Source organism: Algoriphagus jejuensis (assembly GCF_039523455.1).
In the GTDB taxonomy this organism is placed as follows: Bacteria; Bacteroidota; Bacteroidia; order Cytophagales; family Cyclobacteriaceae; genus Algoriphagus; species Algoriphagus jejuensis.
Genome location: NZ_BAAAFI010000002.1, coordinates 131,325 through 149,048, shown reverse-complemented (window position 1 = coordinate 149,048; position 17,724 = coordinate 131,325). Strand labels below are relative to the sequence as shown.

The 17,724-nt window shown below is 49.7% G+C and carries 7 protein-coding genes; all 7 read right to left on the bottom strand.

Features of this window, described 5'->3' with window-relative positions; genetic code table 11:
• Nucleotides 1-11: 11 nt before the first annotated feature.
• Nucleotides 12-866, bottom strand: a complete 855-nt coding sequence (locus ABD031_RS01630; RefSeq protein ID WP_343848050.1) for a DUF1961 family protein — start codon at nt 864-866, stop codon at nt 12-14.
• A 62-nt stretch (nt 867-928) separates the two neighbouring features.
• Complete coding sequence (locus ABD031_RS01625) at nt 929-3,031, bottom strand: alginate lyase family protein (RefSeq protein ID WP_343848049.1); 2,103 nt, start codon at nt 3,029-3,031, stop codon at nt 929-931.
• Nucleotides 3,032-3,112: 81 nt separating this feature from the next.
• Entirely contained in the window at nt 3,113-4,558 is a 1,446-nt protein-coding gene (locus ABD031_RS01620; protein ID WP_343848048.1) for a sulfatase-like hydrolase/transferase, read from the bottom strand.
• A 74-nt stretch (nt 4,559-4,632) separates the two neighbouring features.
• Complete coding sequence (locus ABD031_RS01615) at nt 4,633-7,500, bottom strand: endo-acting ulvan lysase-like protein (RefSeq protein ID WP_343848047.1); 2,868 nt, start codon at nt 7,498-7,500, stop codon at nt 4,633-4,635.
• A gap of 151 nt (nt 7,501-7,651) precedes the next feature.
• Nucleotides 7,652-9,541 carry a RagB/SusD family nutrient uptake outer membrane protein gene (locus ABD031_RS01610; protein ID WP_343848046.1) on the bottom strand — a complete coding sequence of 630 codons (1,890 nt, stop codon included), beginning with the start codon at nt 9,539-9,541 and terminating at the stop codon, nt 7,652-7,654.
• Nucleotides 9,542-9,559: 18 nt separating this feature from the next.
• Entirely contained in the window at nt 9,560-12,841 is a 3,282-nt protein-coding gene (locus tag ABD031_RS01605; RefSeq protein ID WP_343848045.1) for a SusC/RagA family TonB-linked outer membrane protein, read from the bottom strand.
• Nucleotides 12,842-13,284: 443 nt separating this feature from the next.
• Nucleotides 13,285-17,457 carry a hybrid sensor histidine kinase/response regulator transcription factor gene (locus ABD031_RS01600; protein ID WP_343848044.1) on the bottom strand — a complete coding sequence of 1,391 codons (4,173 nt, stop codon included), beginning with the start codon at nt 17,455-17,457 and terminating at the stop codon, nt 13,285-13,287.
• Nucleotides 17,458-17,724: the final 267 nt, after the last annotated feature.

Below are 17,724 nucleotides of genomic sequence, written 5' to 3'. Positions count from 1 at the left end.
TGCGTTGAGGTTTATTGATGAGTTGACGGGTGTGGCTTATCCTGATTTTTCATGTAGACCTTGAAGTCCCTGTAGGTAGCAGCGCGGGTAAACATGTGTCTAAGGCCAATGCGGCCTTCCGTGACCGGATCTCCCTGAGGCAGATCCCACCCGTATTCCTTGACCTCTCCGTTGCCTGCCACGGACAGGAGGAGTTTCTCATTCGTCTTGATCCAAGTCATCTTGTAGGTCACATTCGGGAGAAACAGACCGGTATTGAAGTAGGCGGGAGCCACTTCCATGTCGTCAAAGGTGATTTGGTCAGTCACCGGATACTTCCGCACGCGCAGGTAGTCATTGTCAGCGTCTTCGTTGACCATGGGAAAAGCAGCATAGCTGATATGGATGGTCTTCATGTGATCGTAGTATTTGCTCATCGTCGGCACCTTTCTGTAGTCGTTCCATTTGGTGATATCCTTGTGAAAGATACTGTCACCGACGCCAGTCGCCTGGATGAAAAGGATGTTCACATTGACCACCTGACTGTCCGTGCGGGTGAAGTCGTACTCGATCTTGACGTCTCCCTCAAATGACTCCTGGGTCCAGAGTACGGCATGATGGGCATCGTCCCGATTGACCGGCCCGGCTTTGAAATTCATGCCCTTTTCCGAGGTTTCGATAGTGGCGAGTTCCCCGTCCAGAAACCAGTTCTGCTGCCAATTCCCCGTGCAGGGATCTTCAAACTGCAGTTTCCATTCTTTTGCAGTTTCGGATTGAGTCGTGTCGCCTTGTTCCTTGGCAGCGCATCCAACGATGCTCAGCAGGAGCAGTGCTCCAAGGACTTGTCGTACTGATTTGAAAATATTTTCAAGCTGTGTTGCTGTCATCTTTTTTGGTTTTTTACCTCCACCTTCTGTTGGTCCTGTAAGAATCCCGATCCGGCTTACCGCTACTTTTTACCCGAGCTGGCGGGATCGGCAGATGATTCGGCAGCCTTTCCATTGCCTTCCAGTCGATTCCCTCTGAGGATCGCGTCTTTACCTGGCGCTACCTTTATTCCATAGTCACCATTGTACTGGGATAGATTATCCAGCACATTTATCCGGTTGATCTCTTCCACTCGTTGGCCGATATGGAATCCATTTCGGTCGTTTCCTTCGACAAGATTCCCTTGGATTCTGAGGTTTTGGGAGTCTATTGCATGGATTCCATCTCCGGCATTTCTGGCCAGTTCGGAGTTTGAGATTGAGATATCGGCGCCATATTCTATGTGGATGCCATTACCCCAAGGGGAGGTGTCAAATCTGGACTCGGCAATCTCTACTTCCTGGGTATGCAGAAGTAGCAGGTTATGCTGAAGACCCGCGCCGGGCACTACACTTGAGCCGTTGTCGCTAAAGTCGCAGGCTTGGATCGTGACGCCCTTTGCCCCTTTGATAGCCACTCCCTGATGGGTATGGTTTCGCACGGTGAGGTGCTCCAAGTGGATATTGCGGAGGTGTTCCTCTCTAAGGCCGGAGAAGATGATTCCCGCACGGCTTGGGGCCATCTGGTAGGAGCGCTGTCTGCGGTCTTGATTGGGATCGCTCGAAGTTTTTACCGTCAAGGCACCTTCGATCACAAAGTCCCGAAGGATGACATCGTGCAAATCATCGACGGCATTGACCAGAGCGGTGCCTGCGCGATCGTTGGTAAGTGCTGGATCAAGGAAAAGGATGGTTTCGATTCCCTCTCCCGCGAGCGTAATCCCACTCGGAATCTGAAGCATGGCGGGCAGCGTGTGTACGCCATTTTTCAAGAGCACCGTTCCCCCGATTTTCGCAGCGGAATCTATCGCCGCCTGAATCGACTCTCCCGGAGCGACGGGGATTGCGTTGGAGGGGACAGGGGTGGATTCCGTGGCCAGAGCTCCCGCCTTTGGCGCAATGGCACTCAGAACCGGTGGCCCTGAGGCCGTCTTTGGACTGTCGGGCAAGGGGCCCTTGTAGGAGGTCAGGACTTGGACGGAAGACTTTGATCGCGTTTTCTCCAGGACCTTTTCGGTATAGGGCATTTCCAGTCCTTTGACATAGCGGTAGTGTTGAAAGACACCCTCATAGATATCACTGAACCGGCCCCGGCCCTTGCTTGAGATTTCTCCGTAAGCCGGTACTTCTTCCCCCAACAGATACTTTGCAGTGTATTCATAGCCCAGGGCGAGGCGATTGTCTGCCGTTTCAAAGAGATCCACACCCTGATTCCAGGCGATTTGGGCGGTAAAAGCGAAATGCCCAAGTCCCAATTGTGTATGACCCATGTCTCGGGTACTCTCCTGGCATTGGCCACTGGGATAGATGTACTTGGTCAAGCCACCGTTGCCATTTCCCAGCAGAAACTGATCTTCGGAGCGATCAAACATCTCGCGGTCATCCAAGAAAATCCCGATACTCATCATCGTGTTGATGATGGCTGCGTCCCAGTTGCCGTTGGCTTCGGGAAAGAAATCGACGAGCATGGGATAGTAGGCCGTCAGCAGCATCTTTCGGAATTGTGAGATGTCTTCGGCCTGCCATCCGGAGTCGGTGTGTTTGAGAATCTCCGCCGCGTTGCAAAATTGATGTCCTGTCCAGCCTGCCAGAACTTTTGCGTCATTGTCATCAAAATCCCACAGCACGGCCGACCAGGCATTCAGTATTTCAATAGACTTTTGCGCATGCAGTTTATTGCCGGTAATGTACCACATGAGCGCATGTTCGTAGGCTGCACTTGCGCTGGCCGAGAGTTCTTTGCCACCTATCGAAGGTCGGCCGTAGGGACCTCTGATCACATGGGTGAAGGGCTGGGGCTTAAAGTCAAGCGAAGCGGATTCGCTCAGGTTTTCAAAAGCGGCTTTCCAAGGCTGTTCGCCGCTTTGAACTTTTTGTTTCATCCACTCCAGATCCGCCTGCGTCTGATTGATCCCAGGGTGCACAAAGGGAGCGGAAGCCTTTTGCGCAAGCAGTCCATCGCAGGCAGCCAAAGTGAAAAGGCAGATAAGCAAGAGATAGAATTTTGTTTTTTTGTTACTGGACATAAAGGGCTTTTTGCTATTTATCGGAGATTTTTGAGCAACACACAGATCCTCGAAATGATACTTTTAATTAGACCGGATGCATCAGTTCCGTTTCCAAAATGGGCTATCTGCCAGTAGACCTTGGTACTCGGCTTTCAGGCGATTTTTCTTTTCTTCAAAAATTTCAGGATAGTCTGAGGACACATCGACGCTCTCACCGCGGTCGTTTTTCATGTCATAGAGGACAAAGTCCGCGAGCTCACTTTCCTTGAGCAGCGCCTCATTCCCCTCGTAGAGGTTTTCGATCTTCGGCAGATAGGCGTTTCCGTTTTTCAGCCTCGCCATGATCTTCCAGTCACCGTCACGAATCGCCACGACGTGATCGTTGATCGCATTGTAAAAGCTCCATATCAGAGGTTTGGTCCGCAGGAATTCCCCTTGGTCGAGAAGCGCGGCAAACGATTCTCCGTCGATCGTCCGCTGTGGCAAGGCGGCGCCGGACAGTTCCGCAAATGTTGGCAGGAAATCAAGTCCTGACACCACCTCATCGTGCGTCCCGCTAGCGGTTTCCTTCCCCATCCAGTAGACGATCCCCGGCACTCTAAAGCCCGCCTCGGTAGTCCAAAGCTTCATGCCCTTCAAATCTCCGGGTGAGCCGTAGGATCGAAAAGAGCGTGCGTAACGATTTAGCGTCTCGGGGCCGTTGTCCGAGCTAAAGACGATCAGGGTATTTTCACCGTGATTTTCCTCCAAATACTCCAGCAGGCGCCCGACGGCTTTGTCCATGTTTTCTACATTGGCGAAGTATTGAGCCTGGTTTTCATTTTCTGCCAAGGGCAGGTATTTCGCCACCAGATCCTGTGGTGAAGCCACTGGCTCGTGCGGTTCGTGGAAATTTACCTGAAGGTAAAAGGGAGATTCGATTTTCTTTTTCGATAACCAATCCAGCGCTTCATCTACCACGAGCTGACAGCTATAGCCCTCCAGCTCTCCGACTTTTTCCCCATTTCTGACAAAATTGTTGGGGTTTTCGTGGCTTGGAGCGGCGTTGTTGTGTGTGGCAAACCAATGGTCGAAACCAAAGTCGCCGGGCTGGGGCTGCTCCGGGCTGTTGAACTTCGAATTGCAGTGCCACTTTCCTGAAAGGCAGGTCGCGTAGCCCGCCGATTTCAGCATGGCGGGGATGGTTTCCTCATCGGCCTGCAGATGCACCAAGTCCCGATTGTCTTCGCTCAGTTTGGGGCCAGGGATGAAGTCATACACGCCTGCACGGTTTGGGCTTCTACCGGTCAACAGTCCTACCCGGGACGGCGAACAAACGGGAGCGGCTGAATAGTAATTCGTCAGCTTAATACCTTTCTCAGCCAGGCGATCCAGGCTGGGGGTCTTGATGATGGGATGTCCAAAGGAGCCAAGATCCCCGTATCCCAAATCGTCGCAGAGGATCACTACGATGTTGGGCTTTTCGGCTTCTTTCTCCGGTTGAAAATCAAAGGAGAAGACCGAGGAAATTAAAAGAACCGATTGAAGTAAAATAGGTAACAACATGAATGATAAGGCTTAGCGTAAAATGGAGTGGTTGAAAGTTTCTCAGCGGAAGTTCATGGTCGAACCTTCAGGATCTACTTTTTTTGATGCTGTACTTGGAATGTCTGAAAGGAGATCACCGGAACTTCAAAATCAACAGTTTTCTTTCCTTTTTCCCTGAGGCGTATGCCCCTGATTTTCTGTGAATCGAACATCATATAGACTTCTCCTTTTTTGAACGTGTCCGGTATGGAAATCAATGCCGGAGCGTCGGTAGTCAACTGAAGAGAATCGCCCGCGATGACCAGCGTTGCAGCACTGGGATCCTGGCCGACGATCTGGATTCCATAGCCTGCTTTTTCAAGTTTCGTCCCCGCACCCAGAAACAAGGCAAGGTTCTCTCCTTCGGTGCTGACTACACCATAGGTACCCAGAAACGAGATGTCCTGCACTACCGTGCTGCGGGCGGTATCTGAAGACAGTACGAGATCGGTACGATCGGTCAGACTCTCGATCTTTAAGGCGACGAAACCGTCTGCGAAATCCTCCTGCTCGACTACCTCAACAGATCGAATCGTGGCCGGCTCGCTTTCCGTCGAGGGCTCATATACTGCCACAAAGGGACGGGTCCAAGCTTCTCCGGTCTGCCGGACCACCATGGTCTGTAGCGGAGCTTCGGATATTTCCTGGGGTACCATCTTCGATCGAAATGCTTCCGAAGGTGGAGCCAGCACTTTGAACATTTCACGGGATTCGTCCCCCTGCATCCACATGTCCATACGGACGGACTCCTCTCCTTCCATTGTCATGGTATAGCTAGCCGTGAAGGCCTCGGCGGATTGGACCGATTGCTTGTCTGTGAGGTAGTCATAGGCAGTCAAATCACCCTCTGCCGAGGATAGGCGCTCACTCGGAGAGAGCTGGAGCGGCTGACCGCTGCGATCCGCTAAGACCAATTCCTGTCCAAGGTTGTGGTAAAAATAATCGTGGTACTTGTCTGCTTCATTGCGTCTGCGGGACCGAAAGATGTCCACATAGTACCCCGTCGACCCGCCGGTCCGGACGATGCTCATCACGCGATTCTGATCGGCATCGGTGGCGGGTTCTAAGAAGTATAGGTCGGAAAAGGAGATTTCGGGATAAAAACCATCCCGCTCCGCCTCTGGATACATCGCATCCACGCTGAAGGCATGAGTGCTCAGCATCTCAGGATACTTGGAAATCCCGTCCACCGCCACGGTGTTGTGTGCCGGGAATTGGGAGTAGTATTCCAGATAGTCGGATTGAAAATAACTTCTGCCCACTCCACCCTCGGGAGCGAGGACATAACCTTTGCCATACAACTCCATAGCGATCCCGTTGGAATGCATGTGATTGCCCAGCGAACCTGCCTGGGAGATCATCAAGCCATGTTTCGGATCGAGGCCATTGCGCTGAACGAGCCAGCTTACATTGGGCGCATAAAAAGTCTGAGTAACGTAGTCTTTCAAGGAGGCGGCAGGGATACTTTTGTCGAATTCAAACTCGCCCTCGCCATCCAGGAGTGACCTGAAGTCCAGTCTCCCGCGGCCCGAATTATTGACCTCCTCACCCAGGGAGCTGATCATATTTGCCAGCGCGGTGAACTCTCTTTCCTGCTCGGGTTTGTTGAACTTTCGCGCATTGACGACCATGTCGCGCATGGCGCCGGTGTTGAGGTAGGTGTAGTGGGTATCGCCAAATCCTACGATGTAATGATTTGGGAACATGTACTGGGGCAAGACTTTGACAGCCTTCGGCAAAACGGGCATGTAAGGCACGATATCGAGATTCATGGTATTCTGCAGCCGCAGGGCAAGCTTCATAAAATCCCTTACCATGTTCATGCTGTAGCCCGGACTTTCATTCCAAATGCCGGTATTGGCATCGTATCCGTAGCCCAACAGCTTATCGAGAGACCATTGTCGGGCTTCGGTCTTATTGAGCACTCGATCGAGGTAATATTGGGAACCTTTGCCATCAGCATAGAAGCTGTCGTCTTCCAAGACCAGCGCGATCTCGGCCACGAATTGGGCTTCAAAAAGATTCCAGTTGTTGAAGGGAACGCCGTTTTTGATGATTATCTCGGCAAATTTTCGGAGAGAGACGGTGTACACCGGCATCTGCTCCGGGGCGGTGGCCAGCAGGTAATCGTACAGATAGTCATAGCATCCGACGAGCTCTTCGAGTACGCCTTCTTTGATGACTTGAAAAGAGGTGAGTCCGACGATGTCCTGATGGTGTCCTTTGGTAATATCGATGGGTTCACTGCGGTAGGACATCCCGACCATGTAGGTATCGAAGATGTCAGCGGCGAATTTGGCGTATTTTTCATCTCCCTCCAGCCAATAGATCAAGGCCGCATCGTTGGCCAGACTCATGATCTTGGCGTTGATATTCTCAATGATTCGACCTGTCTTGGCTTGTGGTACCCATTCCCACTCTTGGGTGGTCTTGTGTTGTGCCCAGATGCCACGTTCGTCATCCATGTAGGGCTTGATATCTTCGATGCTGGGTGTGAGATGGTCGATCACATAGTCGCGGGCGCCCGTGAATCGGACCGTAGGAACCGGGGCATGGCCTTCGGCATGGGAATACACGCCCGCATTGATATAGACGTCTGTCGAGTGCGTTTTCCAGTACATCTGTAGACGGGAGACAATCCACTCAGGATCCGTCACGTGTCTGTCCACGTACTCGTCCACATTTTTCTTCAATCGAATAAATGCTTCAGCGACTTCAGGATCCGTCTTTACTTTGCTCAGCAAATCGGCTTTATCCACATCGATTGCCAAGGTCCGTGGGTGTGCTCGGTCGATCTTCTCCGGAAGGACGATCTGTGCATTTGCTTTCGCAGAGATAAAAAATAAAAGGATCAACACCATCGCGCTGTTTGACCAGCTGGCAGCAGTTCCTTTTTTAAGTAGTATCGTATGATGGGTCATTGCTTAATTGGTACTCGAGGTGATGCTAGTGTAGGCAAAATAGGGGAAAGCTGATTCTTGGTATGAAAAAGCAGCCGACAAAAACGAATTCGTTGCCGGCTGCTCTCCATTGATTAGATGGATAATCTAGGGGAAGATTCCTCTCCTTCTGTTACCAACCTGGGTTTTGCAGCAAATTAGGATTCAACTGCATCTCATCTAGAGGGATGGCATCCACATAGTGCTTGATGCTGAAGTTACGGTTGGATGCTCTGTCAAGAACGATGGTACCTGCAGGCACAGTCGCGAATCCAGCATAGCTTGAGTTGGATTTTGGCTCTGTGCTGAGCTCAAATGCTCCGGCTGTATAGATGGGCTTGCCTGGATTTTTCGGATTTTCGGCAGTTTCCCATTCTGTTCCTTTTATCACCGTCACCGTGATATCCTGGTTCAATTCCTGAGGAGCGATGTTCCAACGTTTCAGGTCATCGAATCGGAAGTTTTCGCCAAACAATTCAATGGCGCGTTCTCTGCGGATTTCACCCAACATGGTCAGGTCTGGATATGGCGCAATCAAGGCATTGGTCAATCGCCCTACGCCGGCACGGGTTCTGAGTTTGTTGATCGAAAGGTCAAGGTCAGCATCAGAGATGGTACCGCCATTCAATTCTACAGTCGCTTCTGCATAGATCAACATCACCTCCGCCAAACGGATGAGTGGGTAGTTGTAGGATTCTGATCCAGTCTCGCGCAGCTTCATTTCGGTGATGAACTTACGTCCGGCGTAGCCAACATTTCGAGGAGTACCCGGAGACGAAAGATTTGGCACATGTCTGTAGTCAAAGGCGATTCCGCTGTCTTCGAAGGCTACTCCATATTGTGCACCACCGCCATCGACGTTATTTCCCCAGCCCCAGTATTTTTTCAAAGGCAGGAAGGTCAGCATCCGATGATCTCTATTCTGAAACTCTGAGGTCATCGTCGCATAGCCCTCAAAGTCTGCTGAGTGCTGCACCGGCAAGCCGTCGGCACACAGATACATATCCATTAACTTACGAGTTGGGCCCCATGGCTTGGCGTGAGTCAGATTGCTGTTTGGATTGGGGATTCTTCGCAGATTGAAATCATAGACTGTTTGGAAGATGTATTCTTTGTTGTCGGCTTTGGACAATCCTGCGGGATTGGATCCGCCATCTTCCAGGTTGAATAGGTAGAAAAGATGATCGCGACCAAGCTCAGCTTTGTAATCCCACAGCTGAAATGCACCACTGTTCATCACAGCCAATGCTTCTGACTTAGCCATTGTCAACATTTCGGTTACACTTGGATAGCCCGCGGGCTTGGCGGAACCTGCGCCTGTGCTTGTGCCATCTCCATCGGCAGCGGTACCAACATACTTTTCCCAGGTACCTTCATACAGCAATAGACGGGCCTTGAGGGATCTCGCTGCTTCCAGGGAAAGTTTCCCCTGATCGGCAAGACCCAGCGTAGATGCGGCAGGCAGCTTTGCAATCGCCTCGTCCAAGTCATTCATGATCTGGAAAGCGACCTCATACCGGCTGTTTCTTTTTGCCGTCAATTCCGGAGAGTTTACATCCATGGTTTTCGCAGCGATGACTACCCCGCCGTATTTTTTCAGCAGGTTAAAATGATGCCAGGCTCTGAAGAAATAGGCTGTTCCGACAGACGGAGCTATTTCAGATGGATCGCCGGCATATTCCGCTGCCTTGTCGATCAATTGATTTGCAGCGCGGAGCGCAAAGTAGTTGTCTTTGTAGACTTCGTCATTGGGATCGGCTATGTTCAGTCCACGACCATACCGCTCGGTTGCATCCGTGACATTATTGGACAAATCGGAGGTCTCATCTCCATCTTCAAAACCTGTACGGGTGTGAAGAAAATTTGCAGCGGCTACGAAATGCTCTTTATTCTTAAAATATGCCGCTTCACTCAGCGATGATAAGGGTTCTTGATCCAATACATCCTGACAGCCGCTCAGTAGGATTCCCGAGAGTCCGAGGGTCAAGCAGCAGGTAATCAATTTTATATGTATGTTCTTCATGTTCTTTTCAATTAGCTATTAAAAGGTAAGGTCTATACCAAACAACAGGGTAGAGTTATAGGGTACTGAGTTTCCTTGCGTGGCGCTGCTCGTCATCTCAGGATCCATTCCATCTTTTACATTGGAGATCACGAACAAATTGTTGGCGGTAACAGAAAAACGGAGTCTGTCGATGCGAGCTTTCTCAAGAAGGTGGGCAGGCAAGGTATATCCCAGCGACAGGACTTTGGCACGTAGGTAAGATGCCTTGATGATGTTGACATCGTTGGCATGTGCATAGTTCCAAGTAGAGCGTGAACCGGTATAGTGCAATCTTGGATAGTCTGCATTGGTATTGGTTTCGCTGTACGTATTGCCAAGGAAGGTGACGTTTTGGTTTCTCCACCAGTTGGCAAAAGGCCAAGCCAATGCGCCGGAACGTCTGATGTACTGTTCTCCCACACCTTGGAAGAAAGTTCTGATATCAAAACCTTTCCAATCAAAAGTCAGGTTGATACCGAGGTTCAGGTGCGGAGAGCTGTCCCCGATATAGACGAGATCCTGTTCGTTGATCTTGCCGTCTTTGTTGACATCCACACGCTTCAGACTACCCACGGTGAGGCGGTCACCTGTATTGTAGGCCGGCATCAGCTGGGATGACTTCATCACGTTGTGATTGTCTGCGTCTTCAAATCCGTATTGCTGGTAGTAGGCCAAAACCTCTTCCTCGCTGTTGAAATAGCCATCAGTCTGGTAAGCGTAGATTGAATTGAGAGGCTTTCCTTCGATCAATTTTGGACTGGAAGCAAAGGAGTCGTTTAGGCCTTGTACGGGCACTGTGGAGTTTCCTTTCATGTCGACCACGATGCTTTTGTTGTCCCAAAACATGAAGCCAACTGAGTATCTCAGGTCTCCCGCTTGATCTTTCCAATTCAAAGCAGCCTCCCAACCAGTAGTTTTGAAGCTACCGTTGTTGGTCTTTGGAGGATTTCCTCCCAATACTGAAGGAGTGGCTACCGAGATTAACATGTCGTTGTTTTCCCGGATGAAATACTGGACATTCCCGCTCAATTTATTGTTCAGAAAACCAAAATCCACCCCGAAGTTGGTATTGGAAACACGCTCCCAGCTACGCTGATTGGTCGTAATACCAGAAATCCAGGCGGTGGTTGCCAAGGCTGGGTTCGCACCAAAGATGGTCGAACCTGTCGCCATGTTGGAGAGGTAATCGTAAGCGCCGATACCGACAACCGATCCTGTTTCCCCATAGGAGGCGTAGACTTTCAAGTTGTCAAAGATTCCGTTTTGCAAGAAGGCCATTTCAGACAGGCGAATCCCGCCACCGAAATTGTAGAAGTTTGACCATCTGTAATCCGGATCCAGTCGAGACGATCCGTCTCTACGAAGCAATCCATCCAGAAGGTAGATGCCTTTGTAATCATAGGTCATTCTCGCCATGTAGGATACCAATCCTATGGCGGTGCTTCCTCTCCAGTTGTTGTCATTGGTGGTCTGCGTGGTGATGTCACCGGTGGTGATGTCGTCCAGTTCATCGGACAACATGTTAGATCGAGCCTGATAGGTTCGCTGTACCTCATCTTCCTGAGCTGTCATACCCACCAGGAAACCGAAATTGTGGTCCCCGAATGAATGCTGATAGTTTCCTTGCAACACGTGAATCTGCGTGAAGCTCGTCTGGAATCTATCCCTCACATAGGAAGTGGCCAAGGTTGGATTTAGGAAAGTGACATTTCCATCCCAGTCATACATGGTGACGGTCGTAGCTCTTTCTCTGCGGTGATAGTTGTAGTCTGCCACATTGATGTCGTAATTGAACGACAGGCCCTTTACATGTTTATCCAGATCCATAATGATTTTCCCTCCCAGTCGTAGGATTTCATTTTTGGTTTTGGTACGTCCACCTTCGTCAAGTTTGGCCAGCATGTTGTTTCCTCCAAAGTTGTCATAGTACTGACCAGCTTCATTGTACATCGGAAACAGATACATATCCTGAATGCCTTCTCCCACGCCCTTGGTAGGAGCATCGATCAATTGATCGTCATAAGAGACAGAAAATTCCGCCCGGAACATATCACTGATGTTATAGCCCAGATTGGTTCGGAAGTTGAATCGCTTGGCTCCGTCATATACAAAATCAATCGGCGAACGCTCGTCGTTGAAGCCTGCAGAAGTCATATAGGTGATCTTCTCATTCCCACCGGAGAGGGAGATATTGTGCCTCTGAGATGCTGTGGTCCCGTAGACCAAATCCCACTGATTTACATCCGCGAAGTAATGTTCCTTATTGTTCCAGAAATACGTCTCGGGGGCCATCGGCATGGTGCCGTCAATGATGGATACCAGCTCGTCTCTGGTGAAAAAGCGATAGTTTGGCGTAGCGACCTGCTGATTACCTTTTGAATCAACAAAAGGCACCGCATCGTTATCACCCGCCTCTAGCCATAGTCTGGCCCAGTCTTGCAACCCGGCCACCGGCATCTGTCCCGTCGCAAAGTTCAACTGGTACTGCCCGTTGTAGTTTACTTTTACCGAGCCTTCTTTTCCCTTTTTGGTCGTCACCAAGATCACACCGCCCGCTGCCTGGGTACCATAGATTGCCGCCGCACCGTCTTTCAACACGGAGATGGTTTCGATATCATTGGGGTTCATGGTAGAAAGCGTTTCATTGGGTACAATCAGTCCGTCCAACACGACCAGTGGCTCTCCACCGCCGCCGTTGACGGTATAGTCACCGCGGACTTTGAGAGAGATTCCCTCGTTGCCGGGTCGGGACGAGCTTCGCGTCACCGTCAAACCGGAAACTTCCCCCTGAAGGGCAAGCGCTCCGTTGGAGGTACCCTTAGACTGGATGACATCGTCGCCCTTTACCTGTGCGACCGACCCAGTCAGGGTGGATTTCTTTTGCGTCGTATAGCCAACGACCACGACTTCCGACAAAGACTGCATATCTACCGCCAAGGTAATATCCAGGATAGAACTAGCTCCTACAGGCACTTCCTTGGATGCGTAACCGATAAAACTGATTACCAACACAGACTCTGCCGAGGGTACGTCCAAGCTGTAGTCTCCATTGACATCTGTGACCGTTCCTTGGGTGGTGCCTTTCACGATGATCGTTGCACCCGGGATCCCTTGGCCGTCTGATTCATCGGTGACCTTGCCCGATACACGCACGCTTTGCGTGGTTTGCATTTCAGCCATCGCTGGCCCAGTCATTAGAGAAATCATCAACGCCATCACTGCGAGTATCGCAGGCCGGACGATGGATTTACATCTACTTTGAAACATGGTTATTTTCATTCTAGTAAATTTTAATTCATACATGGTTGTTTGATTTTTTGGCAAATGACTATCACTCACCAAGCGGGGGACGGCATCAGGAAGATGGTCCAACGCGAAAAAATTAACTCGCGGGTAACGATATTCTTTTCATAGGCATTTTGGGGTTATGTTAATACTAAATGCGATTGAGGGCTTCCGCAATCGATTGAACTGGTGACAATTTTAGCAAGAACTCAGGGAGCGGGGTATAAACTATAATTCAAGCATTATAAAAATGTGACCAAAATGGGCTAATCCGAGGGAGTGCGCCGGAAGAGGCGAAAAAAGGACTGAATATACCTCGCTATAAACCAGCTAATTACAATCACCACGGGAAGACTGAAGAAGAATAAGCGCGTTTTCAGGACGGGTTTGAAAAAAAACCACTCTTTGGAGTGGCTTTTTAAGGTAACAGCTGATGCTTATTGACTCGATCCTGTATGCTGGTCTGCATATTCCTTCGGAGTCATGTTATACATCTCGCGAAAAGTTTTACTAAAATAAGCGGCTGAGTTAAACCCGGACATGTAGGCTATTTCTTTGATGGAATACTTGTTGGATACCAAGAGCTCGGAAGCATATTTCAAACGAATGGCCCGGATAAACCCACTTGGATTTTGCCCGGTGAGTGAATTGACTTTCCTGTAAAACTGTGACCTGCTGACTCCCAACTCTGACAGTAAGGCCTCCAGCTCAAAGTCGGGATCACTTATGTTTTCAAGGATATATTTTGTCGCTTTGTCCAGGAACACCTCATCCAGCGAATTGGAGGTGATCTCATTAGAAGGCATGATCCCACCGATCGACGCGAACTTGTTGCGCAGCCGCTTTTTCATCTCCAGCAGTCCATTGATCCTGGCCTGAAGCACGCGTATGTTAAAAGGCTTGGGAAGGTATTCGTCGGCACCCGTCTTGTATCCTTCGATCCGATCTTCCTCCAGGCTTCTCGCCGTCAACAAAACGACTGGAATATGGCAGGTTTCAAATTCTGATTTCACCCGCCTGCAAAGCTCAAAGCCGTCCATTTCGGGCATCATCACATCGCTGATGATCACGTCTGGGTAATATTTATTCACCATCTCCAATCCTTCTGCCCCATTGACGGCCACGCGCACCTTGAATCGGCCTTTCAGTTCATTCTTCAGATGGAGCCGCAGCTCCTTGTTGTCCTCCACGACCAGTATCACGGGCCGGGTCGCGCCGCCTTCGACCGCAAATTCCTCCTCACTTACTTGACTGGTGTCGCTGATCGCAATCTCGTATTCGGCAGATTGTATGGCGCTCTGGTTGTATTCATAGGCACCCAAAGCCTCCACTGCACCGACTTCGAGGGTCTCCGGATCGGGTTCGGTCGGCAGTTGAACAGTGAATGTGCTTCCCTTTTGATACTCACTTTCCACCCAGATCTCGCCGCCATGCAGCTCCACGAGACCTTTGGTAAAATTCAGCCCGATCCCGGTGCCCGTTTTGGTGTTGTCCACATGAAAAAATCTCCTGAAGACATCCTTCAGCTGCTCTTTCTTGAATCCCACTCCCGTATCCTGAATCTTGAGCTCGAAATATTCCTGTCCTTTCTTCCTGTTCAGGATCTTATTCCGGGTGCTTTTTGAGATGGTAAAAGTCACTGTGCCACCGGCTTCCGTAAATTTCAGGGAATTTGAAAGCAGGTTGGTGATGATTTTCTCAATCTTGTCCGGGTCAAACATCACGGGCAGCTCCTGTAGTGAGCTCTCAAAGACCAGCTGGATGTTTTTAGACTTGGCCAAGTCCTCAAACAGCTGACAGATATCCCGTCCAAATCTTACAATATCCGCCCTGACGAGGTTCAACCGCTCTTTTTTGAGATCCATCTTTCTGAAATCCAGCAGCTGATCTACCAGATTCAACAGCCTCCTGGCACTTCGCTGAATTGTATAGGCGGATGCTTTTACCTCCTCAGGATTGTCATAGGATGATATGATCTTGTCTACAGGATTGAGAATGAGCGTAAGAGGTGTACGAAACTCGTGGGAAACATTGATAAAGAACCGAAGTTTCATCTGATCCAACTCGTGTTCCTTTTCCTCCCTCACCAATCTGGTATAGTACCTCAGAGGAATCCACAGCGCTGCCGCCAAGAACAATATATATAAGGTGTATGCCCACCAAGTCCTCCAGGGTGGAGGTGAGATGGAAATCATCACCTTCGTCACCTCCGCATTGTCCCAATCCCCATCCTCGGTGGCCTTCACTTCGAATGTATAGTCTCCCGGCGCCAGGTTGGAATAGTTTGCCACGCGCGAGAGCTCTGCCAGGCTAAAGTCTTCATCCAAGCCTGTCATCCGATACATATAGCGTATCCTATCCGGGTTTTCATAGTTCAATGCCACAAAGCTGAAACTGATGTAGCCCTCGTTATACTTGAGATGTATCGGCTCCAAGTTGCCGATAGACCTTTTCAGGAGGACCCGCCCGTTGATCGTATCACCGGTAAATACGACTTTGTTAAACATCTTAAACTCTGTGATAATCGGCTTTATCCTGTCGTACTCCCGATACACCTCCTCCGGGGCAAAAACGTTAAGGCCGTTTATTCCACCGACCAGGATTCTTCCGTCCTGCGTCTTGTCTATGGACTTGCTCTGAAACTCGAGTCCCTGCACTCCATCGTGCACGTTGAAATTTCTGAAATCGTTGGTTTCCGGATTCAGCCTCGACAAGCCACCCTTGGTAGATACCCACAAAAAGCCGCTGTTATCTTCTACGATCCCCAGGATGAGATTATTGGGCAACCCGTGTTGGGTAGTGTAGGAATTGAGCAGGGCTAACTGCCCGTCGAGTTTGTGCAGGCCCAGGTCTGTTCCCACCCATATATTACCCAGATGATCTTCCGTGATGTAGTTGATTCTGTTTCCCTGGATATTTCTCTCCTTCACTTCCCGAAAGGATATCTTGTCTGGGATAAATCCGGAAAGCCCGGCCAAATCAACCACATCCAAACCCAGAGAAGTGCCTACAAACAGACGCTGCTGAGAATCAATAAAGGTGGAAAAGACAAAATTGCTCAGGATGCTGGTGGAGTCTTTGGCATTGTGGATAAACTGGGAAAACTCCCGGGTATTCGGGTCAAAAAGATTCAATCCGGCAGTTTGCGTACCCAGCCACAGGCGATGAAGATTGTCCTCTGAGGCGCACCAAACGGTATTTTGACCGATGGATCGGGGATTGGCTTCGTCATGCTTGTAGGAGATTGCTTTCTCTGTCTTTGGATCAAACTTGTTGAGCCCGCCGTCCCAGGTACAAACCCACAACTCTCCGTCGTAGCTTTCCAGCATGTACAATATCTTGTCTGAGCTGAGCGAGCTCCGAACTTCCGGGTTGGCCCGGAAATGTTTGAATCTGTTTTCTTTTTCATCGAACAGGTTGAGTCCTCCGCCGTCCGTGCCAATCCAAATATTTCCACTTTTGTCTTGCAGGACCGATTGGGCGATGTTGGTACTCAGACTGTTGGGATTTCCTGGTTGGAAAAAATAGTGGCCAAACGTCGATTTAGACAGCGCCAACTTGGCAAATCCTCCGTTGTAGGTGGCAAACCAGAGTATCCCGTTACTATCCTCCAGGATCTTTGATACCTGGTTGTTGGGGAGGGAAAAAGGATCGGCAGCATTGTGCACAATGTGCTTGACCAAGCCCTGGTTTTTATGATAGATATAGATCCCGTCCCCATCGGTAGCGATCCATATCGCGCCGTTCTTATCCTGATAGATATCAAAAATCGGAACGTGCTTCTTTACCGGTGAAATCACCTCAAATTCATCGGTGTCGCGCCTCCAGAGTATGAGCGAAGACAGATTATTGCCTATCCAAAAGTCTCCGTCGTTATCCACCAATACCACTTTCGGGAGATGATCGAGTTCAAAAGTTCCGCTCACCTCGATCCTAACTCCCTCGAAACTGTTGGAACTGGGGTTATACCTACTCAAGTACTCACCTTCGGCGCCCAGCCATATATCACCCTTCTTATCTTTCAATATACTGGTGACATTGCTCCACTCGATGGATTCGGAGTCCAACTTGTCGTAATAGTGGTCGATCACTACGTTTTCCGAATTGGGGATCGAGGCATCCTCCAGCATCAGCCGACTGACGCCATTTCGGGTAGCGATCCATAACCAACCAGTGCTCTGGTCGTACAAGAGGTCATTTATTACCGCTCTGGATTTGGAAGCAGGAGACCTCTCCTTATATAAGTCTATCCTATAGAATCTTCCGGTTTCACGATCAAACATGTTCAACCCATTGGAAGTACCTATCCACAGATTGCTGTTGGTATCTTCTACGATAGCATTGATTCTGTTATTGCTGATAGAGTGGAGGTCATTTAAGATCGGCCGGTAGATCTGAAAACCATAGCCATCGTATTTGTTCAGACCATCTATGGTACCGAACCACAGAAAGCCTTTGCTGTCTTCGAAAATCTCAATGCTGGTACTGCTTGACAAGCCTTCGAGAGTCGAATATTTTTCAAACTTCAAGTTGTCGTACTGTGCAAGTACTCCCGCTGAAATACTCCAAAACAACACTAGTAAACAAAACGGTCTAATTCTGCGCTCCATCTTCTCTTTACGTCCAGCCCTTTTTTGAATACACTTTAAACAATCCTGACGCACATTTCCGGCTCGATTGCCTAGATTCTGACCTCTCGGGAAACCAGTAATTTTCTTTCGTCCAGTTGTCTTCGTACTCCGGGCTGACTTGACTATAATAGTTGGAAATATAGGTGAATCGTCTTAGCCAACAATAGAGAACCGCTGGAAAACACCACAGCTTCTTGGCGGCGGTCATGTGGATTTTTGCAGTTGCCGCTATCTGTTCTGACTATT

Coding starts and splice junctions, on each gene's coding strand:
- ABD031_RS01630 (WP_343848050.1), bottom strand. CDS start 866: ATGACAGCAACACAGCTTGAAAATATTTTCAAATCAGTACGACAAGTC.
- ABD031_RS01625 (WP_343848049.1), bottom strand. CDS start 3,031: ATGTCCAGTAACAAAAAAACAAAATTCTATCTCTTGCTTATCTGCCTT.
- ABD031_RS01620 (WP_343848048.1), bottom strand. CDS start 4,558: ATGTTGTTACCTATTTTACTTCAATCGGTTCTTTTAATTTCCTCGGTC.
- ABD031_RS01615 (WP_343848047.1), bottom strand. CDS start 7,500: ATGACCCATCATACGATACTACTTAAAAAAGGAACTGCTGCCAGCTGG.
- ABD031_RS01610 (WP_343848046.1), bottom strand. CDS start 9,541: ATGAAGAACATACATATAAAATTGATTACCTGCTGCTTGACCCTCGGA.
- ABD031_RS01605 (WP_343848045.1), bottom strand. CDS start 12,841: ATGAAAATAACCATGTTTCAAAGTAGATGTAAATCCATCGTCCGGCCT.
- ABD031_RS01600 (WP_343848044.1), bottom strand. CDS start 17,457: ATGGAGCGCAGAATTAGACCGTTTTGTTTACTAGTGTTGTTTTGGAGT.